The 25,343-nt window shown below is 59.5% G+C and carries 23 protein-coding genes; 12 read left to right on the top strand and 11 right to left on the bottom strand.

The window, feature by feature from the left end:
* Positions 1-41 precede the first annotated feature (41 nt).
* From ACSSVV_RS08750 to slmA, 8 genes are all read left to right on the top strand, one after another.
* Entirely contained in the window at positions 42-1,385 is a 1,344-nt protein-coding gene (locus tag ACSSVV_RS08750; RefSeq protein ID WP_031210318.1) for a peptidylprolyl isomerase, read from the top strand.
* Positions 1,382-2,392: a 4-hydroxythreonine-4-phosphate dehydrogenase PdxA gene (gene pdxA / locus ACSSVV_RS08745; RefSeq protein ID WP_222179566.1), complete on the top strand. Its 1,011-nt coding sequence runs from the start codon at positions 1,382-1,384 to the stop codon at positions 2,390-2,392. The genes ACSSVV_RS08750 and pdxA overlap by 4 nt, the downstream gene beginning before the upstream one ends.
* The gene (gene rsmA / locus ACSSVV_RS08740; RefSeq protein WP_011786918.1) at positions 2,389-3,219 is read left to right on the top strand and encodes a 16S rRNA (adenine(1518)-N(6)/adenine(1519)-N(6))-dimethyltransferase RsmA; all 831 of its coding nucleotides are present in this window, start codon (positions 2,389-2,391) and stop codon (positions 3,217-3,219) included. Before pdxA ends, rsmA begins: the two co-directional genes overlap by 4 nt.
* On the top strand, positions 3,212-4,015 hold the full coding sequence (locus ACSSVV_RS08735; RefSeq protein ID WP_454106113.1) for a symmetrical bis(5'-nucleosyl)-tetraphosphatase: 804 nt from the start codon (positions 3,212-3,214) through the stop codon (positions 4,013-4,015). Before rsmA ends, ACSSVV_RS08735 begins: the two co-directional genes overlap by 8 nt.
* On the top strand, positions 4,002-4,400 hold the full coding sequence (locus ACSSVV_RS08730; RefSeq protein ID WP_023009544.1) for a DUF423 domain-containing protein: 399 nt from the start codon (positions 4,002-4,004) through the stop codon (positions 4,398-4,400). Before ACSSVV_RS08735 ends, ACSSVV_RS08730 begins: the two co-directional genes overlap by 14 nt.
* A gap of 17 nt (positions 4,401-4,417) precedes the next feature.
* Positions 4,418-4,618: a sulfur carrier protein ThiS gene (gene thiS, locus ACSSVV_RS08725; RefSeq protein WP_031210319.1), complete on the top strand. Its 201-nt coding sequence runs from the start codon at positions 4,418-4,420 to the stop codon at positions 4,616-4,618.
* A 59-nt stretch (positions 4,619-4,677) separates the two neighbouring features.
* Positions 4,678-5,487 carry a thiazole synthase gene (locus ACSSVV_RS08720; protein WP_023009545.1) on the top strand — a complete coding sequence of 270 codons (810 nt, stop codon included), beginning with the start codon at positions 4,678-4,680 and terminating at the stop codon, positions 5,485-5,487.
* Positions 5,488-5,556: 69 nt separating this feature from the next.
* Positions 5,557-6,144 (top strand): nucleoid occlusion factor SlmA, encoded by a 588-nt coding sequence (slmA, locus tag ACSSVV_RS08715; RefSeq protein WP_023009546.1) that lies wholly within the window; start codon positions 5,557-5,559, stop codon positions 6,142-6,144.
* A 184-nt stretch (positions 6,145-6,328) separates the two neighbouring features.
* On the opposite strand, the gene ACSSVV_RS08710 is transcribed toward slmA, so the two are convergent.
* The 3 genes from ACSSVV_RS08710 to ACSSVV_RS08700 form a co-directional block, all read right to left on the bottom strand.
* The gene (locus ACSSVV_RS08710) at positions 6,329-7,153 is read right to left on the bottom strand and encodes an inositol monophosphatase family protein (protein ID WP_023009547.1); all 825 of its coding nucleotides are present in this window, start codon (positions 7,151-7,153) and stop codon (positions 6,329-6,331) included.
* Positions 7,154-7,205: 52 nt separating this feature from the next.
* Positions 7,206-8,501 carry a pyridoxal phosphate-dependent aminotransferase gene (locus ACSSVV_RS08705; RefSeq protein ID WP_023009548.1) on the bottom strand — a complete coding sequence of 432 codons (1,296 nt, stop codon included), beginning with the start codon at positions 8,499-8,501 and terminating at the stop codon, positions 7,206-7,208.
* Between the two features lie 124 nt (positions 8,502-8,625).
* Positions 8,626-9,945, bottom strand: a complete 1,320-nt coding sequence (locus ACSSVV_RS08700; RefSeq protein WP_454106112.1) for a substrate-binding domain-containing protein — start codon at positions 9,943-9,945, stop codon at positions 8,626-8,628.
* 212 nt (positions 9,946-10,157) lie between these two features.
* On the opposite strand from ACSSVV_RS08700, the gene ACSSVV_RS08695 reads away from it, so the two are divergent.
* Complete coding sequence (locus ACSSVV_RS08695; protein ID WP_454106111.1) at positions 10,158-10,817, top strand: response regulator transcription factor; 660 nt, start codon at positions 10,158-10,160, stop codon at positions 10,815-10,817.
* Here the strand turns inward: ACSSVV_RS08695 and ACSSVV_RS08690 are convergent.
* The 5 genes from ACSSVV_RS08690 to ACSSVV_RS08670 all read right to left on the bottom strand — a co-directional run bounded on the left by ACSSVV_RS08690 (position 10,750) and on the right by ACSSVV_RS08670 (position 16,354).
* Entirely contained in the window at positions 10,750-12,132 is a 1,383-nt protein-coding gene (locus ACSSVV_RS08690; protein WP_454106110.1) for a sensor histidine kinase, read from the bottom strand. The genes ACSSVV_RS08695 and ACSSVV_RS08690 overlap by 68 nt on opposite strands.
* Before the next feature lie 79 nt (positions 12,133-12,211).
* The gene (locus ACSSVV_RS08685) at positions 12,212-13,294 is read right to left on the bottom strand and encodes a lipase secretion chaperone (RefSeq protein ID WP_454106109.1); all 1,083 of its coding nucleotides are present in this window, start codon (positions 13,292-13,294) and stop codon (positions 12,212-12,214) included.
* Positions 13,295-13,301: 7 nt separating this feature from the next.
* On the bottom strand, positions 13,302-14,228 hold the full coding sequence (locus tag ACSSVV_RS08680) for an esterase/lipase family protein (RefSeq protein ID WP_014422773.1): 927 nt from the start codon (positions 14,226-14,228) through the stop codon (positions 13,302-13,304).
* 111 nt (positions 14,229-14,339) lie between these two features.
* On the bottom strand, positions 14,340-14,651 hold the full coding sequence (locus ACSSVV_RS08675; protein ID WP_023009553.1) for a DUF3301 domain-containing protein: 312 nt from the start codon (positions 14,649-14,651) through the stop codon (positions 14,340-14,342).
* 71 nt (positions 14,652-14,722) lie between these two features.
* The gene (locus ACSSVV_RS08670) at positions 14,723-16,354 is read right to left on the bottom strand and encodes a methyl-accepting chemotaxis protein (protein ID WP_288036357.1); all 1,632 of its coding nucleotides are present in this window, start codon (positions 16,352-16,354) and stop codon (positions 14,723-14,725) included.
* Between the two features lie 228 nt (positions 16,355-16,582).
* Here ACSSVV_RS08670 and ACSSVV_RS08665 point away from each other — a divergent pair, with 228 nt between their 5' ends.
* Positions 16,583-18,241, top strand: coding sequence for a putative bifunctional diguanylate cyclase/phosphodiesterase (locus ACSSVV_RS08665; RefSeq protein WP_454106108.1), 1,659 nt, complete (start codon positions 16,583-16,585; stop codon positions 18,239-18,241).
* 118 nt (positions 18,242-18,359) lie between these two features.
* The gene (locus tag ACSSVV_RS08660) at positions 18,360-19,325 is read left to right on the top strand and encodes a helix-turn-helix domain-containing protein (RefSeq protein WP_454106107.1); all 966 of its coding nucleotides are present in this window, start codon (positions 18,360-18,362) and stop codon (positions 19,323-19,325) included.
* A gap of 54 nt (positions 19,326-19,379) precedes the next feature.
* Here the strand turns inward: ACSSVV_RS08660 and ACSSVV_RS08655 are convergent, their stop codons facing one another.
* Together ACSSVV_RS08655 and ACSSVV_RS08650 are read right to left on the bottom strand one after the other, a co-directional pair.
* A complete protein-coding gene (locus ACSSVV_RS08655; RefSeq protein ID WP_454106106.1) occupies positions 19,380-22,469 on the bottom strand; it encodes an efflux RND transporter permease subunit in 3,090 nt (1,029 codons plus the stop codon).
* Complete coding sequence (locus ACSSVV_RS08650; protein ID WP_454106105.1) at positions 22,469-23,566, bottom strand: efflux RND transporter periplasmic adaptor subunit; 1,098 nt, start codon at positions 23,564-23,566, stop codon at positions 22,469-22,471. Before ACSSVV_RS08650 ends, ACSSVV_RS08655 begins: the two co-directional genes overlap by 1 nt.
* A 285-nt stretch (positions 23,567-23,851) precedes the next feature.
* Between ACSSVV_RS08650 and ACSSVV_RS08645 the strand changes: the two genes are divergently transcribed.
* The gene (locus ACSSVV_RS08645) at positions 23,852-24,358 is read left to right on the top strand and encodes a DnaJ domain-containing protein (RefSeq protein WP_454106104.1); all 507 of its coding nucleotides are present in this window, start codon (positions 23,852-23,854) and stop codon (positions 24,356-24,358) included.
* On the opposite strand, the gene ACSSVV_RS08640 is transcribed toward ACSSVV_RS08645, so the two are convergent.
* Entirely contained in the window at positions 24,359-25,153 is a 795-nt protein-coding gene (locus ACSSVV_RS08640) for a secretin N-terminal domain-containing protein (protein WP_454106103.1), read from the bottom strand.
* Positions 25,154-25,343: the final 190 nt, after the last annotated feature.

Raw genomic sequence — 25,343 nt, 5'->3', positions numbered from 1 at the left:
GACCCGGCTGCGATCACGATTTTACAAACCAAGAGGTGATTATGAAGGCGACTGTCCGCCACGGACTGACAATTCTGCTGACACTGGCCATGGTGGTGCTGTCAGTGACTGCTCAGGCCGAACGAAAACTGCTGGACCGTGTGGTTGCGATCGTGGATGACGAGGTGATCCTCCAGAGTGAGCTGGACGCCCGTATCAATACCATTGTCGGTCGCCTGAGTGCGCAGGGCACTGGTCTGCCGCCCCGGGAACTGCTTGAGCAGCGGGTACTGGACCAACTGATTCAGGAATCCCTGCAGCTGCAGATGGCCGACCAGATGGGCATGCGCATCAGCGACAACGAGCTGAACGAGACCCTGGCCAATATTGCCCGCAGCAACGGCATGACCCTGGCCGAATTCGAAGGCCAGCTGGCGGAAGAAGGGGTGACCTATCAGCAGGCCCGGGAGCAGATCCGCAATGAAATGCTGACCAGCCGGGTGCAGCAGCGTCGCGTAGGTAACCGGGTACGCGTTACCGACCGGGAAGTGGAAAACTATCTCCAGGCCCAGCAAGCCAACGGCAGTACCGATGCCGAATACCGTCTGGCCTATATCTTTATCGAAGTTGACGACCCGGCCAGCGAAGCGTCGGTGGATGAGGCCCGGGAGACAGCACAGGCCTTGCGCCAGCAGATTGCCAACGGTCGGGACTTCCGGGAAGTAGCGGTTGCCGAATCCGATGCCAGCAACGCCCTGGAAGGGGGCGACATGGGCTGGCGATCTGAAAGCCAGTTGCCCTCACTGGTCGCACCGGTGGTACCGGATCTGGAAGTTGGTGAGCCTTCGCAGGTGCTGGAAAACAACAGTGGTTTTCATCTGGTGATGGTGATGGACAAGCGCGGCGGTGAGCAGCAGCAATTCATCCAGCAGCACCGGGTCCGGCATATCTTGGTACGGCCTTCCGAAGCGGTGACCGATGTGCAGGCGGAGCAGCGCATTCGCGAGATCTACCAGCAGTTGCAGGATGGCGCCGACTTTGCCGATCTGGCCCGTGAACGCTCGGACGATCCGGTCTCCGGCTCGGACGGCGGTAATCTGGGCTGGGTAAGCCCGGGCCAGATGGTGCCCGCTTTTGAAGAAGCCATGAATCAGGCGCAGGTGGGCGAATATTTCGGGCCTTTTCGGTCCCAGTTTGGCTGGCACATCCTGCAGGTGGAGGAGCGCCGGCGCCAGGACGTGACCGAACAGAATCGCGAGTCCCAGGCTCGTCAGGCCATCTACATGCGGAAATTCGAGCTGGAATTGCAGAACTGGCTGCGTGAGATTCGGGACGAAGCCTTTGTTGAGTTCAAGGGTGAATATGCCGATATGAACCCGGAGAGCGAGGAAGCAGACCCGTCATGAGCACACCGGTGATCCTGGCACTCACTGCCGGCGAACCGGCCGGTATCGGCCCGGAACTGTGCCTGCAACTGGCAACCGGGAGCCGGGACGCCGGCCTGGTGGTGATTGCCAGCCGCGAACTGCTACGGGACAGGGCCAGCCAGCTCGGACTCCAGGTTGAGCTGCATGACTGGCAACCAGGTGTGGCGGCAGCAACCCGGGCGGGTCATTTGTCGGTACGGCATGTTGAAGGTTGTGGTTCCACGGTGGCCGGCCGGCTTGATCAGGGTAACAGTCAGTACGTGCTGGACACCCTGACCATCGCCGCCCGGGGTTGCCTGAATGGCGATTTCGACGGCATGGTGACTGCACCTGTGCACAAGGGCGTTATCAACGAAGCCGGCATCGTCTTCAGTGGCCACACCGAATTCCTGCAGGAGCTGTGTGGCGTGGAACGGGTGGTGATGATGCTGGCCACGGAAGAACTCCGGGTGGCATTGGTAACCACCCACTTACCCCTGAAAGACGTTTCTGCGGCCATTACACCGGACCGGCTGACTCAGGTGACGCGTATTCTGAACGCGGACCTGAAAGCCTTTTTTGGTATTGATCAGCCGCGCATTCTGGTGGCTGGCCTGAATCCCCACGCCGGTGAAGGGGGCCATCTGGGCCGGGAAGAAATCGAGGTGATTGAGCCGACCCTCGAACAGCTGCGGGCCGAGGGAATTCAACTGACCGGGCCGTTGCCGGCGGACACCCTGTTCACCCCGCACTGGCTCGACAATGCCGATGCGGTATTGGCCATGTATCACGATCAGGGCCTGCCGGTACTGAAATTCCAAGGCTTTGGCCGGGCCGTTAATATCACCCTGGGCTTGCCCATTGTCCGTACCTCGGTTGACCATGGCACTGCCCTGGATCTGGCTGGTACCGGCAAGGCCGATGCCGGCAGCCTGCATACCGCTATCCGTGTGGGCGAGCAGATGGCCCGCTGCCGCAAGGCCGCACGGGCCGGAGAACTGTCATGAGCAACAAACACGGGCACCAGGCCCGTAAACGGTTTGGCCAGAACTTCCTGCATGATCCAGGTGTGATAGAACGCATCGTGCGCGCGATCAATCCCAAGCCGGAAGACTCGATTGTAGAAATCGGCCCCGGTCTGGGGGCTATTACCGAAGAAATCCTTGCCATCAATCCCCGTTTGCAGGTGGTGGAACTGGACCGGGACCTGATTCCGGTGCTGCGCACCAAGTTCTTCAACTACCCGGAATTCCGGATTCACGAGGCCGATGCCCTCAGTTTCGATTTCAGCCAGTTGGTGAGTGACCGGCCTTTGCGCATTGTCGGCAACCTGCCTTACAACATCTCCACCCCGCTGATCTTTCATCTGCTGTCCCAGAGCGGTGTGGTGCAGGACATGCACTTCATGTTGCAGAAGGAGGTGGTGCAGCGGCTGGCGGCGGTACCGGGCGACAACAATTACGGCCGCCTGGGTATCATGGCCCAGTATTTCTGCAAGGTGCAGCCGCTGTTCGAAGTAGGCCCTGGCGCCTTCCGCCCGGCCCCGAAAGTGGACTCCGCCATTGTCCGCCTGGTGCCCCACAAGGAACTGCCGTACCCCGCGAAAGACCTGAAAACGCTGCAGGCAGTGGTACGCACCGCGTTCAATGCCCGCCGAAAAACCCTGCGCAAGGCGCTGGCGGCCATGGTTACCGTAGAACAGCTGCAGTCCCTCGGAATCAACGATGGCCTGCGCCCGGAAAACCTGGGCCTGGCCGACTATGTCAGGATTGCGGATTTGCTGGCAGACACTGGTAAGCTGCAGGCAGATGACAACGAGGTAAGTGATGACTGACTACGCCATCGGCGATATTCAGGGTTGCTACGATCGCCTGCGGGATGTGCTGGCGAAGGTTGATTTTTCGCCGTCCCGTGACCGGCTCTGGGTGGCCGGTGATCTGATTAACCGCGGCCCGTCATCACTGGAAACCCTGCGCTACATCGAAAGCCTGGGCGATGCCGCCGTTGTGGTACTGGGCAACCACGACCTGCATCTGCTGGCGGTCGCGCTTGGCGGCCACAGACCGAAGCGCAAGGATACGTTGCATGACATTCTGGACGCACCGGATCACGACCGGCTGATCCAGTGGCTGCGCCAGCAGCATCTGTGCGTGCACGACGCCGGCCGAAACCTGGTGATGGCCCATGCCGGTCTGCCGCACATCTGGAGTGTGGAGCAGGCCGTGGCCTGTGCCCGGGAAGTGGAAGCCGTGATCCGGGACGACCAGGCGAGCGAATATTTCAGCCAAATGTATGGCAATCAGCCTGAAACCTGGTGTGATACCCTCACCGGTATGGATCGCTGGCGAGTGATTACCAATTATTTTACCCGCATGCGTTTTATTGCCAGCGATGGCCGTCTGGAGCTGGCTACCAAAGAGTCGGCCGATCGGGCGCCTGAGGGCTTTGCCCCCTGGTTTACCTATCCCCGTCAGGACGATGTGAAAGTGGTGTTCGGCCACTGGGCTGCCCTGGAAGGCAACACCGGCAGCGACCGGTTTATCGGGCTGGACACCGGCTGTGTATGGGGCGGCGCCCTGACCATGATGAATCTCGATACCGGAGAGAAAATTCACTGTGACTGCGGCTGACCCCGGAACCCGGATTGTACGCTGGGCACTTGTCGCCGGCGCCGTCGCCGGCCTGCTGGCGGTTATGGCCGGCGCTTTCGGTGCTCATGGTCTGCGCCATGTGGTGTCTGAACGCGGCCTTGTGGTGTTCCAGACGGCTGTCAGCTACCAGATGTACCATGCCCTGGCGCTGGTGGCCGGGAGCCTGATGCCGGCGCTGGGCCTGCCGCGAAAGCTGCTGACCCTGGCCTGTGGCTTCTGGCTTGCCGGTATGCTGTTGTTCAGTGGCAGTCTCTACCTGCTGGCTCTGACAGGAATCCATTGGCTGGGCCCGGTGACACCGGTGGGCGGCGTCTGTTTTATGGTGGGCTGGGCGTTGCTCATTGTCGCAGCCCTGAAGAAGTAACGGAGGCAATGGTAACCATGTTGGTACAGGTGAATGGCGAGGCAATGGAACTTCCGAGCGGAGCGACCATTGCCGCCCTGATAGAACAACTCACCCTGACCGGAAAGCGCCTGGCGGTGGAGGTAAACGAAGACATTGTGCCCCGCAGCCAGCACCCGCAGTTCACCCTGAATGAGGGTGACCGGGTGGAAGTGGTCCACGCCATCGGTGGCGGTTGATACCTCACCAGAGCCAGGCGTTTCCCGCTCTTACTTTATCCAGATAACTCAGGCAGGTTATGACAGAGACACCAGAGATTCAGCTCCCCGAAGACAAACCCCTGGAAATCGCCGGCAAGGTGTACCAGTCCCGCTTGTTGGTGGGCACTGGCAAATACCACGACCTGATGGAAACCGGCCACGCCATCGAGGCCAGTGGCGCCGAGATCGTGACTGTGGCGGTACGCCGTACCAACCTGGGTCAGAACCCGGATGAACCCAATCTGCTGGACGTGATTTCCCCGGAAAGCTACACCATCCTGCCTAATACCGCCGGCTGCTACACCGCCAAAGATGCGGTCCGCACCTGCAAGCTGGCCCGGGAACTGCTGGACGGTCACGATCTGGTCAAACTGGAAGTGCTGGGCGAACACAAGACCCTGTACCCCAACATGCCGGAAACCCTGGTCGCGGCCGAAGAGCTGATCAAAGACGGTTTCAAGGTAATGGTGTACTGCTCGGACGACCCTCTGCTGGCCATGCGCCTGGAAGATATGGGCTGCGTGGCCATCATGCCTCTGGGGGCGCCGATTGGCTCCGGCCTGGGTATCCAGAACCGCTATAACATCCGGCTGATTGTCGAGAACGCCAAGGTGCCGGTGCTGGTGGATGCGGGCGTGGGTACTGCCTCAGACGCTACTATTGCCATGGAGCTGGGTTGTGACGGCGTGCTGATGAACACCGCTATCGCCCAGGCCAAAGACCCGATCAGAATGGCCAATGCCATGCGCCTGGCCATCGAATCCGGCCGTGAAGCCTACCTGTCCGGTCGTATGCCCAAGAAGCTGTATGCCAGTGCCTCGTCACCGATCGACGGCACTTTTTTCTGAAAAGTCCCTCCCTTGCAGGGGAGGGCATATAAAACCAAAACCAGAATTTCAGAGCGCTGTAGTCCTGTCATGACCAACCAGAAACCCAGTCGCCGGGAGTCTATTCTCCAGGCGCTAGTCGAGCTGTTGCAAAGCGATCCCGGTGCCCGAATCACCACGGCCGGCCTGGCCAAAACCGTGGGCGTTACCGAAGCGGCGCTGTACCGGCATTTTCCCAGCAAGCGCAAAATGTTTGAGGCGCTGATCGAATTTGCCGAGGAGGCGGTGTTTTCCCGTTGCCAGGTGATTCTGCAGGAACAGGAGGATGTGCGCGTGCGCCTGCAGCAGCTGTCGCATCTGGTGCTGGTGTTTGCCGAGCGTAATCCGGGCTTGTGTTGTGTGCTGACCGGCGATGCACTGATGGGGGAGGATGAATCCCTGAGAAAGCGGGCATCCCAGTTCTTTGAACGGCTGGAAACCCAGATTCGCCAGACCCTGAAAGAAGGCGAAATCCGCCAGGGACTGCGGCCCAGAACCACGGCTGCCCGTGGTGCGGACTTTGTCATGGTGTTCGTGGAAGGCCGGATTCAGCGCTTTGTACGGTCTTCGTTTTCGCGCTTGCCGACGAGTGATTTCGACGAGGCCTGGGGATTGGTGTCCGAAGCGGTCTGGGGATAAAGGTTGGGAGGTGGTGTACCCCTAGCCTGATGGTTTTGGAGAATGGCACTGGCTGGAAGCCCTTTCCCGAAACCGCTACAAGCACATCCCTGTGCGCTTCTCTCCGGCCATCCATGGCCTCCGAAATTTCGGGAAAGGGCTTCCAGCCAGTGCCGATCGTGCCTCGGTGAAATGTCGATAAAACTCAGTCGTAACCCGAAGCAGTCCGCAGAATTGAGCGCACTGGCGCCCACACGGCCGGCGCCGAGATGAGAATATCCCGCCCATAGAGATCCGCCGGATAGCCCTCCGGAACTTCCCCGAAATGGCCTACCGTAGCGCCAGCTTCTTTTGCGATCAGACGGGCGGCGGCGAAGTCCCAGGGGCTGACGTTTTCGTAGTAGATGTCCAGCCGGCCACAGGCCACCCAGCAGATGTCCAGAGCGGCTGAGCCGATCCGGCGCAGGTCTCGGCACTGGTGAATCATGGCGTCCAGGCGGCGTACCAGCGGTTCCAGGTTGTCCTTGGTGTACGGAAAACCAGTGGCGAATAGCGATTGCCTGGGGTTGGTCGCACCGCTGTGGCGGATAGGCTGGTTATTCAGTGTGGCGCCTTCGCCTTCGGTGGCCCGGAAGGTTTCGCCTGGAAACGGCGCGTGCACAACGCCCACCCGCACTTTGCCCTTCTCGGCGTAGGCAATGGATACCGCAACCTGGGGATGCCCGTAGGCGTAGTTTACCGTGCCGTCGATGGGGTCGACAATCCACAGCGGTGTTTCCAGTTCTTCCGCCTGGGACAGATCCGGCATGGTTTCCTCAGAGAGGATGCGGTGGTGGGGGAAACGTTCGCGGATGGTGCCGGTGATGAACTCGTCGGCCATCACATCGGCGTGGGTGACCAGTTCGGTCTGGTGTTTGTAGTCGGTGCGCAGGGTGTTTTCTTCCCGCTCGTGGCGGATCAGTTCGCCGGCTTCGCGGGCCAGGGCTTCGGTGAAATCGGTGATTTCCTGGAGAGAAACTGAGTCAGACATGGCACCCCCGCGGTTTCAGAAACTGTGAGGGTGCCAGTCTAGCACGGCAGGCTTACAGGCTGTTCAGCCACTTTTCCATTTTATCCATGGCCAGCACCAGTCTCGGGCAGGCCTGCTGGACAAAGCTGTCGTCCAGTTCCTGATCGGCGTAGTCGCCACCGGCCAGGTTCAGGGCCGCGGCACCGTCGAAATCGACAAATGCCAAACGGGCGCCCAGGTGGTCCGGTACGAAGCCGAAATCACTGGAGGGCAGGATGGCGACGCCGGTATTCTCCAGCAGGGCGGTGCAGAAGGCCTGGGAAGTCTTGATGTCCTTGCGGGCCAACTGGTCGCGGAAACCGGAGAAGTCCGGGAACAGGTAGAACGCACCTTCGGGCTTCTGAACCACCGCGCCCATGTCGGTCAGGCGGCGGTGCATGTATTCACCCACCACTTTCAGCACCCGGCGGGACTGAACCAGATATTCCTCAATATCCTCACCACCATTGAAAGCAGCAATGGCGGCGTGCTGGATGGGGGCACTGGTCGCCGTGTAGGTTTCGCTGGCGATGATCGCCATGGCGTCCTGCAGTGGCCTCAGCTCGGCCGGGAAGATAAAGGTGCCCAGGCGCCAGCCGCCGGCGCCGGCCCATTTGGACAGGCCGGTACTGATGATGGTGCCCTCCGGGTAGTAGCGGGCAATGGACTTGTGTTTGCCCTCAAAGTGCACCTCCCCGTAGATCTCGTCCGAGAGCAGGATCAGCTTGTACTTGCGGGCGACGTTGGCGATGGCCAGCAACTGGTCGTCGGTGTACGTGCAGCCAGTGGGGTTGGACGGGTAGTTGAGAATCAGGATGCGCGGGCGTGACGGGTCGTCCCGGCAGATAATGTCCAGTTCCTCGGCGGTCAGCTGCCAGTTGTTCTCGGCGTGGGTCGGCAGCCAGTGCACCGAGCGACCGATGATGCGGGCCTGGGGCGCGTAGGACACCCAGCTCGGGCGCGGGATCAGCAGGTCGCCGTAGTAGGCCAGCTGCAGCATGAACAGCAGCTCTTTGGAGCCCGGGCCGATCAGCACGTCTTCCCAGGTACAGCGCATGCGCTCGCTGCGGTTGATGTAGCCGGCGATGGCTTCGCGCAGGCCTTTCAGACCTTTGACCGGCAGATAGTCTTTTTCGTGGGCGTGCTCCTTGAGCGCATCGACCACGCGATCCGGTACCGGGAACGGCGACTGCCCCAGCCCCAGTTTGATGATGTCCTTGCCTTCGGAACGAAGCTGGTTACTGAGCTCGTTGATGCGCAGGGTGGCGGAGGGCTGGATGCCCCGTACGTTCAGGTTAATCGCGTAACGGTGGTCGTTTTTGATGTCCATTGTCCCGGTCTGTTGGTTGGAGGGTGACAACGGCAGTATAGGAAACCCAAACATATCTGTGACGGGGGTGCGGATAGGGGATTGCCGAAGTCTGCAGGCAGACTTTGGTCGAATCCCCGGCTGGTCAGGGGTTCTTGATCCAGACTTCTACCCGGCCATTGCGCTGGTTTCCCTTGCCGCCAACGGGCATATAGTGGCCATAACCTGTGTAGGCGACGTCCGCCACACCTGCCTGGCCCAGTGCCTTGCGCACCGACAACGCTCTCAGCTCGGAAATCATCTGGGCCCGAAGCTCGTGGCTCTGGGCATCAGCGAATCCGATGAGCAGCAGATCATCGGATTCGCGATTGTGCTGTTGCAGGTAATGCTTCACCCGTAGCAGATCCCGCTGGGCCTTGTTGTCGAGCTTGGTGCGGCCTTCGGCAAAGCGGAAATTGACGGTCAGGCGCTGGTAATTGCTGGTCAGTCGCCGGAAGCTCTCTGGTACGGAGGTGTCGAATTCCGGTTTTACCGCGATCGGATTCTGGGAAATAAATCCGGATTCGGCCACCAGGTTCTGGCCTTCCTCATCCAGGGCGTAGTTGATCAAGCCTTTGGCAAAGACCGGCGTTTTCTCCCCCATGGTATACATGAACAGTCGGCGGGATAGTGGGTAGTCTTCGCTGGCAACCGTGAGCTGATTCGGTTTCAGGGCCGGGGCATTGCCTTCGGAAATCGCCAGCAGTTTGCTGTTGCGCACCGAGGCCAGGCCGGAGAAGCCAATACCACCGGGATCGCGGGACACGTCATCGGACAGCTGGTCGTTGGATTCGTAGCGTTTGGCGGATTCGTCCAGGCGGTAGCTTTTACCCAGAACCAGGGATTTAAAGGTATCCCAGGTGCCAGAACGATCATCCCGGGCGTAGAGCCGTATTGGCCGGTCCGGCCCGCCAAGTTCCGACCAGTTGCGAATCTGGCCAGCGAAAATGCGCCCGAGCGTATCGATACTCATGGCATTGACAGGGTTCTCGGGGTGCACCAGTACGGCAAGGCCATCAATAGCGATGACATGCTCACTTTCAAGGGCCGTCAGGTCGGCCTTCTGGCGAACCTGTTCCGCCTCAGCGGCTTTGACCGGTCGGGAGGATGCCCAGATCTGCGCCTGACCGCTGGCCAGGGTGCGGAAGCCGGTGCTGGAGCCGTGGGCGGCCACCAGAACACTGATGGGACCCTGTTCGGTCTCGGTCAGCAGAATCTGCTCGTTCTCGGTGCCCGTGGCCCGGCGACTGACCGACCCATTACCCTGCTGTGCCAGATAGCCGCTTACCAGCATGGGTGCCAGTGTGGCGCCGACGGTGTTGGAGCCGTGAATTTCCAGCTCATGGGCGTAGGCGCTGGCGCAGAGACTGGCGCTTGCAAGCAGTGCCAGCCAGTGGCCGGCGGTCTTCCTTGTGAAATCAGGCATCGTGTTGAAAACCTTTTCAGATCAGATGGTTGTGATGCCGGAAGGATGCTTCAGAAATATGACATTTATGTTTCAGGCGAGATCAGTTGGCGCGAAAGGTTCAATACTTTTGTAATAAAGTGTTAAGCAGGCCGCTGAGGCGCCGGGCTTGCTGGCTTATAGTGGGGTGTCCGCAGTAACAAAAACAAACACAAACACAGCGGGGCACTATCATGCATGTGACATCGCTCCGGCATGGCTCATCTTCGGAAGAACATCATCGAACCGCAGCCTTTGAGAAGGTTTTGCTGGTCGATGACCACGCCCTGTTTGCGCAGGCGCTGGCGGGCCTGATCCGGCAGGAGGAACTGGCGCTCTCGGTGGTCACGGTGGGCACGCTGGAGGACGCGGCCGAGCAACTGGTCCATGGCACCGGGGTCGATCTGGTATTGCTTGACCTGGCACTTAACGGAGAAGCCGGACTTTCGCTGTTGCCGCGTCTGGCTGGCTTGCGGAACACCCCGCCGGTGGTGATTATCTCCAGCAGTGAGGACGAAAGCACCGTCAGGGCCGTGCGAACGGCCGGGGCGGCGGGGTTTCTGGCCAAATCGGCCGGCCGGGCGGCACTGGTTCGTATGATGCAATCGGTACGGCGGGGGCAGGGCTATTTCCCCGGGGGTATGGCGCCTCTGGTGTCGGAGACCCAGTTAACACCACGTCAGCTCGAAGTGCTGACGCTCCTCGCCCAGGGGTTTCCCAACAAACGCATCTGCCAGAGCCTGGGCCTGACTGAACACACGGTCAAAACCCACCTGAAAGCGATCTTTACCCAACTGGGGGTGCACAATCGGACTGAATGCGTGAACCGGGCCCGGGCCCTGGGCTGGTTGTAACAGCAACCGGCAGTGCCACCCAGAATACCGCGCCCCGGCCCGAGGATGATTCGGTTCCACATTGCCCGCCCATGAGTCGGGAGAATTCGCGCACGATGGTCAGGCCCAGCCCAAGCCCCGCCTGGTGGCTGGCACCGGCACGAATGTAGGGGTCGAAAACCTGTGTGTGCAGGCTTTCCGGCAGCCCGCGCCCGTCATCGCACACCCGGATGCGGGCCCAGTTCCCGGTGGTGACCGTGTTGACCTGAATGCGCTGGCCACCACTGTGGTCGGCGGCATTGATGACCAGGTTCTGCAATACTCGCAACAGCAAGCTGGGATCCGCGGTCAAGGCCAGCCCGGGCTCGGCCGGGGCAATGTCCAGGCGGATGTCGCGACGGGACAAGGTGTCTGACAGCAGATCTTCAAGCTCCTGCAACGTATGGTTCAGTTGCACAGGCTGGAGCTCCGGCTGAATCATGCCCTCGTTCAGTCGGGCGCTGTCGAACACCGTTCCCAGCAGATTACGGAGCTGGCCCACGGTATCACGAAGCTGATTCATCACCTCGGAGTGTTCGCGTTCAGGTTGCAGCGTTTCCAGCGTCAGGTCGATGACATTCAGGGGTTGGCGAAGATCATGGCTGGCCGCGGTGATCAACTCGGTTTTCCGACGGCTCTCGTCCCTGGCGGACTGGTGCAACAGATCCAGGAGCTGGCGGTCGAGAAAGTGGGCACGGTGACGGTACTCGCTGATCCAGGCGCCGACCATACCAATGACATTTGCGGTCATCAGAAAGAACAGATTGGTGAGGGTGGCGGTGGCAGGGTTGCCGGCCCAGAGCTCTGCCAGCAGGTAGGCCCACACCAGAACAAAGGAGGCCACCGAGGCGGAAAAAAAAGGCAGTCCCATGGCAAAGTATCCGAACATCAGCATGAGTATCATGCCTTCATAAGGCAGAGGGTAGCTGTGCCAGCGGGCGGCCAGGATAATGGCAATGACGCTCAGGCCTCCGGCGATATAGGCAAACACGTACAGCCGCTCGAAGTGGTGGTCGTCGGGGGTTTTCCGGTGGGCCAGCCAGAGAACCAGGGCGATGATCGGGCAGGTAATGGCCAGTCTTATTCCAGCCGTGAGACGGGCCAGCTCGGCTGGCAGGGTCATCAGGTCTACCAGGGCGTACACCAGAAAGAGCAGCAGACCAGCGATAGATGCCAGTCTCGCCCGTTGGCGGATTAACGCAGAACGCGCTTTGCGGTAGTCGGCTTCCAGTGCCGGCACAAAACGCAGGGTCAGGAAGCCTCTGGCCTGTTGCTGTTGGATTTGTTCGGCCGTCATGGTCGGGATATCCACGGAACACAAGCTCCGATTCTAGAACGCTCTGGCTCCGGATTTCGGGAGCCAGAGCACAGAGTGGTCAGCTTTGGTTCAGCATTCTGAGTCGGGCCCAGGTTCGGCTCTGTTCATCGGGGAAGTATTGCTCCAGCAGGGCATCCTTGTGTTTCTGACGATCTGCTCCGGCCAGGCCTTCCAGATCCTCGGCGTCAACAGCCTGTTCGAACTCGGAAAACTGCTGATCAAAACTTTCACGTTGTTTGAGGTAACTGACGACCCCTTCGGCACTTTCCGGGTCCATGCCCAGCTCCACCAGCTTCCGGCCGGCGGCTTCCGGAGATTCGGTATTCTCCAGGGCAGACAGTCGGGCCTGATGCTCGCGGGTTTCGCTCTGCAGTCGTTGCTCGGTTGCCTGAAGCGACTCCGGCAGCTGTTTGCGGTGCCATTCAATCAGCGCCTGTTTGCCTTGATCGGAAAGATCTTCCCGCTGCTGGATACTCATGGCCGCCAGGGTGTACTCGCTGTAGGCCTCTTCCTCGCCGAAAAACGCCTGATGTGCGTCCGGGCTGAAGGTCGAACGGCGCAGTTGTTTCAGGCTGCTCAGGGCATCGCCGAGGGCGGTTAGCTGGTAGCCAGGGTCGTGTTGTCGGCTCGGATCCAGTTCCGTCTGCATCAGCTGTAACGCAGCCTGCTTGTAAGCCAGGTATTGGTCGAGCAGTACCATGGCATCGCTGGCGGCCGGTTCCGGCAGATAGTTGCGGGCCAGGGACTGAATCTGTCCGATGGCGGCCTCCGGTGAGACTTCACCCACGGCGCTCAGGAAGTAATCGAAGAAGTCGCGAACGCCAAGGTCCAGAATCAACTCGCCGTTGCCGTCTGCCTTGAGGGCGCCGTCGATATCCGTGCCGGCCAGGGAGCGGGCAAAGTTCTGGTCGGGAAGGCTGGCGGGTGTCTGGTGTGGCGGTTCCTTATTGGAAGGAACCGGGGCCGATGCCTGGGTGACCGCCGGTGGCGTGACAGCAGGCGCACTGGCAAAGGTTTTTGCCGGGTCTGGCCTGGGTTCTGAAACCGGTGCCTGCCAGTACCAGAGGCCGCTGCTGGCCATAATGGCCAGCAGGGCAACGGGAAGCGGCCACCGCAGTTTCCGGGTGGACTGGTGCTTCATAACGACCTCACAGACCGCGGTTTTTCAGACGGTTGGCCTGGCTGCGGTAGAGTGAGACCGGGTTGGTCCAGAGAGAACGGGCGCCCAGCAGATGGTTGATGGCATCAACGTGGTTCATGTCGTAGTGGGTGCCGATGACATTGCCCATCATGGTGGCGCAGACGCCGACCAGACCATCATTGGGCTCGCTGCCAAAGGCCAGGGAGGTCACGCCCAGGAACGGATCGGTAATGTCGAACACGTTGGTCCATACGGCGCGTCCGGTCCAGGAGAAAAACTTGATCTTCTGGCCACTGATCCAGACATCTTCGCTGGTACCCGCGCAGGCATTACGATTAACCCCTTTCCAACCCAGGGCGTCGTTCAGGCTGGTGGTGCCCGGAGTGGTCAGGGTTTCCAGGGCGGCAATACCATCCTGGGGGTTGCTGGCTCCGGACAGGGCATTGATCAGTCCGCCCAGGGCGTTGGCAATGGCGTCGGCGCCCCCTTCAACATAGCTACCGGGAGGGATGATGCCCCGGATAACGTCAGCAACTTTGGAGCCCTTGTTTACGCCGTCAATCGACGTGACCGAGGCAATCTTGTGGGGAATCAGAGCCGCTGCCACCCGGGAGGTGGGGGCACCCTGACTGTGCGCCATCAGATTGACCTTGCTGTGGCCCAGGCTGTTGACGTAATTGGCCAGTTGCTGGCCACGCTGTTCGCTGCTGTTCACGAAGGACACGCTGGCGGTATAGACCTTTGCGCCACTGCGTTCAAGGTTCCAGGGAATGGTGTGGAAGTAGTTGATCAGACCGCCAAGAGTGTTGAAGCCGGTTACACCGTGTACCAGCACAATCGGATGACGGGTCTGGGTGTAGCTGGCGTGGCTCAGTACCGAGAACACCAGCATGAGAATTCCGGCCACAAGCCGGATGGGCATGGCAAAACGCATAGATGACTCCTGTTGTTTTTGTTGGTTGTCGACATGCAACAGGGAGTATCACGGACGAACACAGGTGCCGGTAATCGCCCATTTGGGTGAGGCGGCTCCGGTGACAGTCGGTCAGAATCGGTGCGGTTCAAGTTCGGTGTGAATGATGCTCTGGCCAAGCATGATGATACGGCCGGTGTAACGCTCTTCGCCGGTGGTGGTGAAGTCGAACAGGAAACGCCGCCACACTCGCAGTTTTCCGTTCTGATCGCGCTTGAACCAGAGTCCGCGCAGATAAACGGCGTCGTCCAGCAGCATTACGTCCATGGATTTGCAGTACCGGTGAGCAGCCTGCAAGACAAAGTCTTTGATGGCTTTGGCCCGCCACCAGTACCAGATGGCGAAACCGGCGACAAACAGCCAGAAGAGGGTTGCTAGGGTCAAGGCACGGGGAATCCTGTGGGTGATTGCAAAGGGGGCGAAGCCTCCACCCCCCCACGAATCGCCAGACTACCCTATTGTGCCGGTTCAGGAAATTGCCGGGTCGATGCCTGAGCGCCCTTGTTCAGCAGTTTATCGCACAGCATTTGTAGGAAATGACTGGTCAGCAACTGCGCCTGGTCAACATTGGATCCCAGTTGCTCGGACTCCTGGCGGGCGCTTTCGCTACTCTGAACCGATTGATTGCCCAGGTGCAGCAGATGTTCGGCCTGACGTTCCACCTGAGCTGCCAGTGCGGATTGCTGTTCGGTTGCCCCAGCCACTTCACGGGCGCAGTCATCAATAATGTTCATGTCTTTCAGGGTCGTGGTGAGGGCCTGACGGGCTTCGTCGGCCATGGTGGCAGTCTGCTCACAGGCAGCGCTGCCCTGGCCGATGACGTCGACCACCATCCGGGTTTCCGATTGCAATTCCTCAATCATAGTGTCGATACGGCGTGTGGAATCGTGAGTGCGCTGGGCCAGGCCCCGAATCTCGTCCGCCACTACCGCAAAGCCACGGCCCGACTCGCCGGCGCGTGCGGCTTCAATCGCAGCATTCAGGGCCAGAAGGTTGGTCTGCTCGGCAATGTCGCTGATCACCTCCAGCACCATGCTGATGGCATTGCTGCGTTCGGTCAGTCGATCCATCTCGTCGTTAGCGCTGGTTAGCTGCTGCCGTAACCGTGATAGTGAATGATTGACGCTATCCATCTGGTGCTGGCACTGACTGGCAGATTGGCGGGCGTCGGCACTGGCCTGCTGGGTTCGAACGGTCATCTCGTTGACACGACGGACGCTCTGAGCCAGTTCTTCGAAGGCCCGGGTGATTTGCTCAATATCGCCTTGCTGGCTGCGGATACTCGCCACCGAACTGGAAACCCACTCCATGGTGCGCTGCTTGCGGCCATGCAGTTTGCCGATGTTGGCGTGCATGCGTGCCGAGACCGCGCGCAAGGTGGCATCGCGCTTTTGCCGATCGTATTCGATCCAGCCGCCCTCGTCGCGCCGTCCGGTATAGATCCAGGGCATCACGGGGTGGGCGTCACAACAGGCTTCCCGTGCGGTTCGCATCATGGGTAGGGTAAGCCAGAACAGAACACCGAAAACAGACAGGACCAGGGCTTGCAGCACGGCCATTTCCGGTATCGACAGGGAGGTCAGGCCAAACACCAGAAGACTGCCTGCGAGTAGCCCGTACAGGCAGGCGAGTTTGGAAATCAGTGGGGGTGACACCGCCAGGAAACGCCGGGGCAGGGAGCCACGGTTCCATGCGGCGTAGGCCTTTTCCGCACGCCGGACCTGGCTGCGGCGGGGCTGGCAGCGTACCGACTGGAACTCCACCAGTTCGCCGTTTTTCATGATTGGCGTGACATAGGCGTCCACCCAGTAATGGTCGCCGTTCTTGCAGCGGTTCTTCACCATACCTCGCCAGGAGTCGCCCTTGCGGATAGTCTCCCAGAGATTGGCAAAGGCTTGGGGGGGCATATCCGGGTGCCGGATCAGGTTGTGGGGCTGTCCCACCAGTTCATCAATACTGTAGCCGGCGACTTCTGCGAATTCTTCATTGGCAGCGGTAATCTTTCCCTTCAGATCTGTGGTGGTAATCAGGTGATAGTGCGCGGGGTATTCGCGCTCGTGACCGGTAACCGGTTCGTTCCTGCGCATGGGGCGCTCCTGCGGGGCGTTTGTTTCGTTTTGCACCTACTATCGACCTGTATTCGTTGGCGGGGTATCCGAATATTGCAAATGTTGAAATTGTGTTCACATTTTTCTCCGCCTTTGGTCATAGGCGAGAGGTTTTTGCAAAATATGGATAGGTTTACGACATTTTCTGCTTATGCTGGGACAAAAGAGCCTGCCTGTAGCAGGCCGGACACGGAAGGTACTTGGCGTATGCAGGCGTTGACAGAACAGGACTTCAAAGCCCTGGTGGATAATCATCCGCGAGCCATCATGCTTTCAACTCCGGACGCCGTGATTACCTATGTGAACCGGATGTTCCAGGCCGTGACCGGATACCGCCCAGAAGAAGTCCTGGGTCGGGCACCGTCGGTGCTCAGTTCCGGGCTGCACTCGCCTGAGTTCTATCAGGCCATGTGGGAAAGCCTGAATGAGAGCGGTCGATGGGAAGGCCTGATCTGGAACCGGCGCAAGAGCGGCGAGAACTATCCCCAGTGGCTGACCATCTACCCGGTGGACTATCAGGGCAAGCGCCTTTATGCCGGGGTGTTCATGGATGTGGGTGAGCTGGCTGCCAGCGATGAACGGCTGGCAACTCTGGCCTACTACGACCCCCTCACCGAACTGCCCAACCGCTCGCTGTTTCAGGAATTCCTGAAGGCCCGGGTGAACCAGCGTAAAGATACCGCCGACCTGTTTGCGGTGCTTTATATCGACCTGGACTTTTTCAAGTCTGTGAACGACTTGCATGGCCACGATTGTGGCGACCGGGTACTGCAACAGGCTGCGGCCTGTATCCAGGCCGTGGTTCGTAAGGGCGACGTGATTGCGCGGCTATCGGGGGATGAGTTTGCCGCCATCATCGAACTGGATACCGAAGATCAACTGAATGCGGTGTGTGAGCGCATGACCAATGTGTTCCGGGCACCCGTGATGGTGGAGCACCGGGAATATTTTCTCTCCGCCTCGGTGGGCGCCGCTATCTATCCGAATCACGGCGAGACCGCGGGTGAATTGCTGCAGAATGCCGACCGGGCCATGTATACCGCCAAACTGGCCGGGCGGGCCTGCTATCGGATCTACAGTGCGAGCGAAATCCAGCATGGCCAGCAGCAACAACGGCTGTCCGAAGCCCTCGTGGCTTCCCTGAAAGTGGCGCCGGAGGAATTCTCGGTGGTGTACCAGCCCCAGTACGATCTTGCCACCGGCGCCATGGCCGGCATGGAGGCTCTTTTGCGCTGGCAACATCCTGAGCTGGGGGCGGTGTCTCCGGGGGACTTTGTCCCGGTGGCCGAGCAGCGCGGGCACATCCACGAACTGACCGAGCAACTGATCCGGTGCATCCGTCGGGATTTGGAGGCCTGCGCTGTCGATCATGGCCGAGGCCGACGCCTGGCCATTAACATTTCCGCCCGCCAGATCGCTGATGGCCGGCTGGATGGATTGTTGGAGCCTTTCTTCGAACGGGTTCGACAGGTTGGCTGGCAGCCGGAAATCGAGATTACTGAAACCCACCTGATGAACCTGTCACGCCGTTGCCTGGACAAACTCCGGGAATTCGGTGACAAGGGCGTGGTGGTTGCCATTGACGACTTCGGTACCGGGTATTCCTCGCTGGCGTATCTGCATGCGCTACCTGTGAATGTGCTCAAGATCGATCAGCAGTTTGTTCAGCGGCTGGGGCAGGATGGCAGGGATTCGCGGATTGTCTCCGCCATTCTGGCCATCGCCGAGGCGCTGAGTCTGGAGGTGGTAGCGGAGGGCATCGAGACGGAGATTCAGAAACGCAAGCTCCAGGAATTGAACTGTCACCGTGGCCAGGGCTACCTGATGGCCCGGCCGTCCCCCCTGAGTGAGCTGCCACTGGATTGATAAGAATCAATTAACAGGCAAACTCCGTCCCGTTTCTTGCCGTTTTGCAAGATTTGGCTAGGGGTTTGCGGCACGCTGGCTTAAAACAGCAAGCTCACTCACTGCCTGTTCACGCTGTATGCGCAATCTCACTGCCAAACCGGATCTGGATGCCTACCTTCGACTCAATCGCGCTGCAGCCGGCGAATGGCAGGCGGCTATCCGTGAGTTGCTGGCCTGTGATGACGTTGGTCTCACTCTTGAGCGGCCGCAAACTGTTGCTGGCTCGCTGTCTTCCCTGAGTGTTGACCGTGGGGTCGTGTGTGCCCTGGATCTGGCCCAGGATGCCGAGGTGCATCTTTGCGGACTGCCTGGGACATTGCTGGTGGTGCCGGTATCGGGGCAGTGCGATGTATTGATGAATGGCGATTGCAGACAGCCGGCTTTCCCGATGGCCGCCATCACCTCCAGCCAGGCAATTTCCGTGCGCGCCTGCAGGCAGTCCCGGCTGATTCTGTTAAACCCGGAACAATGGTGCGGCAGCGCCAGGCCAGGGCAGGGGGTGTTAGCCTGGATGGCGGAACGGGTGAATCACTTTCTGTTGCGCTCCAACTTCTTCCAGGATCACAACGATGCCTGCGCTGCGGCCGATAGCCTGTTTGACGAACTGGACAGCATCGCCCGAGAGGGTGGTTGTGAACCTAACGAAACGCCCCCGGAGCTCGATCGCCGGCTTCTCCGGGTTATCGACAAAATCCGCATGGAGCCCGCCTGGGAGTTTGATTTGCAGGAGCTGGCAAACCATTCCGGGGTCAGCGAGCGCAATCTGTATTATTTGATGAAGCGGGAAACCGGAATGACCCCCTACCGTTTCTACCAGCGCTGTCGGTTGATCCGGGTACGGCGCAGGCTGGTGGATTGCCAGTGTGATGTGCCCCATATTTCCTGGTACGCCGCCGATGAGGGATTTTCACATCTGGGGCGGTTTGCTGCGCTGTACCGGGAACATTTCGGTGAGTTGCCCAGCGAGACCGTCCAGTGGCGCCGCCGTCTGCAGACGGGAGAGGCAGCGTTGGAAGCGCCGGACAGGATCGTTGCTTCCTGACAAAAAAAGCCCGACATGACGCCATGCCGGGCTTTTTTGTGTTGCTGTGCGGGGTTAGTGGTTGCCCGCCGGCACCTGTGATGACTCTTCGTCGTTGCCGTATTCATCGGCTGCCGAGCCATGGTGGTCACGGGCCAGCAGAATGTAGAACGCCGGCAGCACAAACACCGTGAACAGGGTACCAATGCCCAGACCAGCACTGATGGTCAGGCCGATAGCAAACCGGCTTTCCGCACCCGGGCCGATGGCAATCAGCAGAGGCACCATGGCGAAGATCAATGCCAGAGAGGTCATGATAATCGGGCGCAAGCGGATAGCCGCCGCCTCGATGACCGCATCGACCTTGTTCAAGCCCCGCTCTTTCTGCAACTGATTGGCGAATTCCACAATCAGGATGCCGTTCTTGGAGACCACCCCGATCAGCGTAATCAGCCCCACCTGTGTGTAGATGTTCATGGTGGCAAAGCCCAGTACGATGAACGCCATGGCCCCGGCTACCGACATGGGAACCGATACCAGAATGATGATCGGGTCGCGCCAGCTTTCAAACTGCGCGGCCAGGACCAGATAGATCACCAGCAATGACAGGAAGAAGGTCACCATCAGAGCGCTGCCCTGGGTGGCCAACTGGCGGGTTTCCCCGGTGTAGTCGTAGCTGAAACCCTGAGGGAAGACGTCGCTGGCGGTTTGTTCCATAAACTCCATGGCGGTGCCTGCCGCCACGCCCGGCATCACCACGCCCTCCAGGGTCAGCGAGTTTTGCTGGTTGAACTGGGTGCGGTTCGACGGCTCTACTTCCTCGGTAAAGCTGACGACGCTGGACAGCGGCACCAGGTCGCCATTGCCGGCACGGATGTAGTAGTCCTGCAGGGCTTCCTTGCTCGGGCGGAACTGATCATCCACCTGCGGAATCACCTGGTACGAACGGCCTTCCATGTTGAAGCGGTTGATGTAGCCGCCACTGAGCATGCTGGCCAGGGACTGCCCAACATCCTGCATTGACAGGCCCAGATCGGCCACGCGATCACGATCAACATTAATGCGGGTAACCGGCTTGTCGAAGTTGATGGACTTCTTCAGGAACATGAAGTTACCGCTCTGCATGGCCTTGCCCAGCATTTCATCCGCCACCTGGTCCAGCTGTTCATAGCTGCCGCCGGTGGTGATGACAAACTGGAACGGCAGGCCGCCGCCGGAGCCGGGCAGGGACGGCCGGGGGAATACCGCGGTCTGCAGCCCGGTGACCTTTTTCAGTTCGGCATCCAGCTTGGGCTGAACCTCGAACTGGGTAATCTCCCGCTCGCTCCAGGGCGCCAGCTTGAAGCCACCGAAGACGGCGTTGGGGCTGGTGATGCCCAGAATCATGAAGTCTTCGCTGTAACCCGGCACCTCAGACATCCGGTTCTGCACTTCCTGACCGTGGTCGTACAGGTAGTCCAGGGTGGAGGTCTCGGGCCCCAGGCCTTGATAGAACAGGATGCCCTGGTCTTCGGTGGGGGCCAGTTCGTTCTGACTCATCATCAACATGAAGTAGATGGATCCAAGCACCACAAAGGCGAAGAACACCACGACGGACTTGGTTTGCATCAATGACGCCAGCGCTGCCTTGTAACCGTTTGCCAGACCGTTGAAGCTCTTTTCGACAACCTTTTCAAAGCGGCCCGGGTCGCCGTGGGGTTTGAGTACCTTGGCAGACAGCATGGGTGACAGGGTCAGTGCAACAATACCGGAAATGACCACGGTGCCGGCCAGGGTGAAGGCAAACTCGGTAAACAGTGAGCCTACGAGACCTCCCATAAAGCCGATGGGCGCATAAACCGCAACCAGGGTGGTGGTCATGGCGATGATTGGGGTCGCCATTTCCCGGGCACCGTTGATGGCAGCATCGAACCGGGATTCGCCCTGTTCAATATGCCGATGCACGTTTTCCACCATGATGATGGCGTCATCCACCACCAGGCCGATGGCCAGCACCATAGACAGGAGCGTCAGCAGGTTCAGGGAGAAGCCGAACATCAGCATGACAAAGGCGCCACCGATCAGGGACAGCGGAACCGCTACAGATGGCACCACTGAGGCTCGAACCGAACCCAGGCACAGGAAAACCACCACCAGTACGATGATCATGGCTTCCAGCAAGGTCTGGATAACCTCGTTGATGGAATCGTCGATAAAGTCGGACGCGTCGTAGGCCAGGCGTACATTCAGGCCGCTGGGCAACTGACTCTCGATATCCGGCAGTTCTGCCTTGACCAGTTCAGCCACCGTCAGCGGGTTGGCTCCTGGTGCCAGCTCAATGGCCACATAGGTGGCTGGTTGGCCTTTGTACAGCGCCAGGCTGTCGTAGGTCTGGGAGCCCAGCTCCACCCGGGCAATGTCCTGCAGGCGGATCAGAGTGCCGTTTGACTGTTTAACCACCAGGTTCCGGAAGGCGTCCGGGTCGGCGATGTCGGTGTCGCTGGTCAGGCTGACCTCGGTGTACTTGCCGCGGGTCTTACCCACCGCGGCCTGATAGTTGTTGGCCCGCAATTTGGCAGCCACCTCGACCGGGGTCATATCCACGGCGGCGAGACGCTCCGGGTCCAGCCAGATACGCAGGGCAAACGTACGGCCCAGCAGTTCAGCCTTGCCCACGCCGGCCAGCGCCTGCAGCTTGGGCTGCACCACCCGGGTCAGATAATCGGTAATCTGGGGGACATCCAGCTCGGTGCTGTAGAAGGCAATGTACATCAGTGCCGTGCTGTCGCCGGTTGTAGAGGTAATCACCGGGTCCTCGGCTTCCGCCGGTAACACGTTGCGCTGACTGGCCACCTTGGCCTGGATCTCTGCCAGGGCATCGTTGGCGTCGTAGTTCAGGATCATCTTGGCCTGAATGGTCGATACGCTCTGGGAACTGGTGGACGTCAGGTAATCAATGCCGCTGGCTTCCGCAATGGCCTGCTGTAGCGGGGTCGTGATAAAGCCCTTGATCAGGTCCGAACTGGCGCCGGGGTAAGCCGTGGAGACGGTCACCGTGGTGCTTTCCAGCTCCGGATACTGCCGGATTTCCATCTCCATGGCGGCCCGCGCGCCGATCAACAGGATCAGCAGGCTGACCACCGTGGCGAGAACCGGCCGGTGGACAAAAATGTCGGTGAATTTCATTACTCAGACGCCTCCTGGCCGGACTCGTCCTGGATTTCAACACGCTGGCCCGCGCGCAGCCTCAGCAGGCCCTTGGCGACGACCGTTTCGCCTTCTTCCAGACCGGAAAGCACGGCTGAGCGGCCATCACGGACTTCGCCCGTGGTGACGGTGCGGCGGTTGACAATCAGTTCACCGTTGTCGTTTTCTTCAACCACATACACGAAATTGCCGTAGGTGTTGTAGGAAATGGCGGTGCGCGGCAGGGTAACCACTTCATTGTCCCGGGGCTGACCGGTCTGAATGGTGGCAAACATGCCGGGGCGCAGCAGGTTTTCTTCATTATCCAGGGTGGCGCGTATACGCACGGTACGGGTTTCCGGGTTTACCGAGGTATTGATGGCGCTCACTTCACCCTCGAAGGTCTGATTCGGCACGGCGGCAACAGTCACTGATACCGGATACCCCTGATCCACATCCGGCAGGAATTTCTCGGACAGGGTGTAATCGACATAGATAGGATTCAGCATGTTGATCTCGACAATCGGTGTGCCGGTGGCAATGTACTGGCCCTGATCCACCATGCGGATACCCAGCTTGCCGTCAAAGGGCGCGCGGATCACCTTCTTGTTGAGCTGAGCTTCGGCCTCGTTCACCCGGGCGCGGGCAGCATCGAAATTGGCCTTGGCTTCATCATACTGGGACTGGGACACGGCCCGCTTCGGCAGCAGATCCGAAACCCGCTTGAATTCCTGTTCTGCCAGTTGGGCTTCTGCCCGCCGTGTGCGCAGCGCTGCTTCGTCGATGGCGGCATCCAGGCGCACCAGAACATCGCCCTTGTTGACGGTATCGCCGGACTCAAAGCCAATGCTCTCAATCACACCGGGCACTTCGTTGGCCACTTCGATGCCGTTGATAGCAGTGATGCTGCCGACAGCCTTGATCGCCGGCTGCCAGTTTTCGGTAGTTGCTTTGGTCACAGAAATGATGGCCGGCGGCTGTGGCTGGGACATCATTTCTTTCATCTGGCCGAACTGGTAGAACTTGTAACCAAAGATTCCACCCAGCACGACGCCGAGAAAAAGGAGAACGATGACGAAACGGGAAGCAGTGCGCATAAGTCTGTTCCTGGGAGTGAATTTCCTGAATCTGATAAAGTCGCCCGGAAGGGAAGGCTGACAGCTATCCTTGCAAATCAGGGCTCGGGGACAAAGTTATAGAACGTCAGTTCAATTTAACGAATAGGATGCTACAAAAGCTATTGCTATTTGTCACCCGTTTGCATTCATGAAGCAGTATAAATACTGCAGAATGATTACGCTGGTGTTTGGATGCCGGATTAGAGTAACAGCACCAAGTTGAGTGTCCAACTGGTGGACTAAAACCTGACAGAGATACATGCAATGCAACTGATTCTCGGCCTGGCCCTGGCTGCCGCTGTATTTGTGATCCTGAAAAAATGGGGCGCGCTGTCGCCGGAAGGGCAGAAGGCGGCAATCTGGAAAATCATTCTGGTGGCTGGCGGTGCGCTGTTGCTGTTCATGGTGCTGACGGGCCGGGTGCATGTGATCACGGCCGGTATTGCCGCTCTTATTCCCCTGTTGAGAAAGGTGCCGGCACTACTGCGTTATGCGCCGATGTTTCGCAAGGCCATGGGCGATTCATCCGGTAATGACTCGACGCGCCATGCAAATGCCGGGGGCGATCGGGCTGCCACCCGGGGGCCAATGAGCACGCAGGAAGCCTGCGATATTCTGGGAGTAAAACCTGGTTGTTCCCGTGAGGAGGTAACGGCTGCCCACCGCAAACTGATGTTGAAGGTGCACCCGGACCGCGGCGGCAACGATTACCTGGCCGCCAAGCTCAATGAGGCCCGTGACGTCTTGCTGGGCAGGCGTAATCAGGCCTGATCAGGGCAGAATTTCCACTTTCACGTCGATAGACTGGTTTTCAGAGCGCTTGCCGTTCACCCGGTAGGTGATGCCTTGCTGCTCCTGATTCATGGAGGTGCGAGTTCCTCCGAGGCTGACCCATTGCCCCGGCTCCACCCGCCGGATGGTCATCAGGGCTTCGGTTTCATAGCCGGGCAGTGCGGCCGGGTCTTCCTCAAAGGACACGATACTCAGCTCTACCGCCTGGTTCGAGATGGCCTGGGGGCTCACCACAAAGCCGCTTCGGGTTTCCACCTGCTGCAGGATGGCGGCGGGATTACGCCCGCCCTGAACGGCAAATGGCAGGGTGCGCACATTGCCGGAGGTAATGTGGGCCGACTGGCCATCCTGCACAATAAGCTGACGCTCCCGGGTGGAATTGGTGCTGATGGTACGGCGCTCGACGCTGGCGCCGGCCGAACCGTTCGAAAGGGTGACGCTGCCTCCGGATTGTTTGCCGCCGATGTCCTGACGATAGCGAACGCTGATCCTCATCTGTACCGGCGGTACATCCATCGATTGCACCAGCGTTCCGATTTCGTCCAGCAGTGTTGGTTCACCACGGACTACCAATTGCTGTCCGCGTGCCGTCACTGTAACCGGCGCCTGTTGGTAGAGTTCGCGAATCTGTATCGCAATATCGTCGGCCGTTCGGTTGTTCAGCTCATAGACCCTGGCTTCTGATTGTGCCCAGGCGGCGGTGGAAACCGTTAACAGAGCAAGAAACAGAACAGTCATCAGCGAGAGAACAGAGCGGTGCTCGGTGTTTCGCATGCAGGCCTCCAGAGCCATGACGGCCACGCCCGCATTAAATAATCCGTTTTGCGGGTTGCCATCGTTAAAACCGTGGGTATATAGTGAAAAGCATGAAGACCTTACACGCAGCCTGTCAATTGAATGTTCTGAAAGCTTTCGGTGAAAAACTGAACGCCGCAGGCTCTGCTGTGTATTTTTGGTGGTTTGG

This window comes from Marinobacter sp. MBR-105 (genome assembly GCF_053628895.1).
This window is presented reverse-complemented; position numbering and strand designations above follow the sequence as displayed.

Coding starts and splice junctions, on each gene's coding strand:
- ACSSVV_RS08750 (WP_031210318.1), top strand. CDS start 42: ATGAAGGCGACTGTCCGCCACGGACTGACAATTCTGCTGACACTGGCC.
- pdxA (WP_222179566.1), top strand. CDS start 1,382: ATGAGCACACCGGTGATCCTGGCACTCACTGCCGGCGAACCGGCCGGT.
- rsmA (WP_011786918.1), top strand. CDS start 2,389: ATGAGCAACAAACACGGGCACCAGGCCCGTAAACGGTTTGGCCAGAAC.
- ACSSVV_RS08735 (WP_454106113.1), top strand. CDS start 3,212: ATGACTGACTACGCCATCGGCGATATTCAGGGTTGCTACGATCGCCTG.
- thiS (WP_031210319.1), top strand. CDS start 4,418: ATGTTGGTACAGGTGAATGGCGAGGCAATGGAACTTCCGAGCGGAGCG.
- ACSSVV_RS08720 (WP_023009545.1), top strand. CDS start 4,678: ATGACAGAGACACCAGAGATTCAGCTCCCCGAAGACAAACCCCTGGAA.
- slmA (WP_023009546.1), top strand. CDS start 5,557: ATGACCAACCAGAAACCCAGTCGCCGGGAGTCTATTCTCCAGGCGCTA.
- ACSSVV_RS08710 (WP_023009547.1), bottom strand. CDS start 7,153: ATGTCTGACTCAGTTTCTCTCCAGGAAATCACCGATTTCACCGAAGCC.
- ACSSVV_RS08705 (WP_023009548.1), bottom strand. CDS start 8,501: ATGGACATCAAAAACGACCACCGTTACGCGATTAACCTGAACGTACGG.
- ACSSVV_RS08700 (WP_454106112.1), bottom strand. CDS start 9,945: ATGCCTGATTTCACAAGGAAGACCGCCGGCCACTGGCTGGCACTGCTT.
- ACSSVV_RS08695 (WP_454106111.1), top strand. CDS start 10,158: ATGCATGTGACATCGCTCCGGCATGGCTCATCTTCGGAAGAACATCAT.
- ACSSVV_RS08690 (WP_454106110.1), bottom strand. CDS start 12,132: ATGACGGCCGAACAAATCCAACAGCAACAGGCCAGAGGCTTCCTGACC.
- ACSSVV_RS08685 (WP_454106109.1), bottom strand. CDS start 13,294: ATGAAGCACCAGTCCACCCGGAAACTGCGGTGGCCGCTTCCCGTTGCC.
- ACSSVV_RS08680 (WP_014422773.1), bottom strand. CDS start 14,228: ATGCGTTTTGCCATGCCCATCCGGCTTGTGGCCGGAATTCTCATGCTG.
- ACSSVV_RS08670 (WP_288036357.1), bottom strand. CDS start 16,354: ATGCGCAGGAACGAACCGGTTACCGGTCACGAGCGCGAATACCCCGCG.
- ACSSVV_RS08665 (WP_454106108.1), top strand. CDS start 16,583: ATGCAGGCGTTGACAGAACAGGACTTCAAAGCCCTGGTGGATAATCAT.
- ACSSVV_RS08660 (WP_454106107.1), top strand. CDS start 18,360: ATGCGCAATCTCACTGCCAAACCGGATCTGGATGCCTACCTTCGACTC.
- ACSSVV_RS08655 (WP_454106106.1), bottom strand. CDS start 22,469: ATGAAATTCACCGACATTTTTGTCCACCGGCCGGTTCTCGCCACGGTG.
- ACSSVV_RS08650 (WP_454106105.1), bottom strand. CDS start 23,566: ATGCGCACTGCTTCCCGTTTCGTCATCGTTCTCCTTTTTCTCGGCGTC.
- ACSSVV_RS08645 (WP_454106104.1), top strand. CDS start 23,852: ATGCAACTGATTCTCGGCCTGGCCCTGGCTGCCGCTGTATTTGTGATC.
- ACSSVV_RS08640 (WP_454106103.1), bottom strand. CDS start 25,153: ATGCGAAACACCGAGCACCGCTCTGTTCTCTCGCTGATGACTGTTCTG.